This is a genomic window from Azonexus caeni (assembly GCF_048146105.1).
GTDB classification, from domain to species: domain Bacteria; phylum Pseudomonadota; class Gammaproteobacteria; order Burkholderiales; family Rhodocyclaceae; genus Azonexus; species Azonexus aromaticus_B.
Genome location: NZ_JBKJAD010000053.1, coordinates 1 through 1620, shown reverse-complemented (window position 1 = coordinate 1620; position 1620 = coordinate 1). Strand labels below are relative to the sequence as shown.

Sequence of the window (1620 nt, the reverse complement as noted above, 5' to 3'; positions counted from 1 at the left end):
CCCCTACCGCTACACCGACGGCGCCGCCGCCCGCCGCCATGCCGATCTGCGCCTGGCCGCCTGGGAAGCCGCCTACCGCCGCTTCGCCGGCGACAGCACGGTGCGCCAGGCCGCCGCCGGGCAGAACTTCACGCTTTCCCAGCATGAGGAATACCAGGGCGACGACGCCCGTTTCACGCTGCTCGCCGTCGACCATGACGGCGCCAACAACCTCGGCGCCCAGGCCGCCAAGCTGCTCGGCAGCACCGCCGTCGAGGCCGGCAGCTACCGCAACCGGCTGCACGCCCAGCCGGCCGCCTTGCCCGTCGTCCCCCAGCCGCTGCAAAAACCCCTCGCTCCGCCGCAGATCGCTCTGGTGGTCGGCGTCAGCGGCGCACCACTGACCACCGAGCGCGATCACCGGGTGAAGATCCAGTTTCCCTGGCAGCGCGGCGAGCAGCCCAACCCGGGCGGCCTCGCCGCCGACGCCCCGGGCAAGTCCGGCAACGCGCCGGGCAACGAACAGTCCGGCACCTGGGTCCGCGTCACCGAATGGCTGGCCGGCCCCAACTGGGGCAGCCACTTCCTGCCGCGCATTGGCACCGAGGTCATCGTCAGCTTCCTCGACGGCGACATCGACCGCCCGGTGATCGCCGGCCAGATCCACAACGGCGCCGACCTGCCGCCCTTCTCCGCCGGCCACGAAGCCAGTGCCAACCACCCCGGCGTGCTCGCCGGCTGGATGAGCCACAACTTCGAGTCCGGCCACAACCAGTGGGTGATCGACGACGCCCCCGGCCAGTTGCGCACCCGCCTCGCCGCTTCCGACAACGCCAGCCAGCTCGCCCTCGGCCACCTCATCCACCAGGCCCCCGAATCGGCCAGCCGCGGCGCCTGGCGCGGCAGCGGCTTCGAGCTGCGCAGCGACGGCTGGCTCGCCGTGCGCGCCGGCGAAGGCATCCTGGTCTCCGCCACCGCCCGCCCCAACGCCGTCTCCACCCAGATGGACATCGTCGAGGCGGTCGGCCAGATGCGCTCCGCCGAGGAAACCGCCAAGGCCCTCTCCGACGCCGCCCGCGCCCAGCAGGCGCTGCCGCTCAACGCCAACGCGAAGCAGAGCGATTTCATCACCGCCCTCGACCCGCAAAAAGACGGCAAATTCACCGCCCCGGTCGGCGGTCAGGCAGCGAAGAAGGCCCAGCCCGGCAGCCGTGAGTTGGGCGACCCCACCGAGCGCTTCAACGAACCGTCCATCGTCGCCGAAGCCCCCGGCGACATCGCCCTCACCAGCCCCGCCAGCACCTTGCTCTTCGCCGGCGCCCACCTGCACGCCACCATCCAGCAGGACCTCCACCTCGCCGCCGCCCACACCCTCGCCGTCACCGTCGGCGAAGCCGCCAGCTGGTTCAGCCATTCAGGCGGCATCAAGAGTATCGCCGAAGCCGGCAGCCATACCATCCACGCCCACACCGACCAACTCGAAATCCTCGCCGACCAGTCCGTCACCGTCACCAGCTCCAACGACGAAATCCACATCCTTGCCAACAAGCAAATCCGCTTGGTCGGCGGGCAATCCTCGGTCACCCTCGAAGGATCGAACATCACCTTCGCTTGCCCGGGGACGTTCTCGGTGAAGGGGAG

Annotated in this window: 1 protein-coding gene; it reads left to right on the top strand. The window is 70.5% G+C overall.

Translation table 11 applies throughout. The features are described 5' to 3' along the window. On the top strand, positions 1-1620 hold a 1620-nt coding region (locus ACLIIZ_RS21020; RefSeq protein ID WP_416695643.1), incomplete at both ends, for a type VI secretion system Vgr family protein.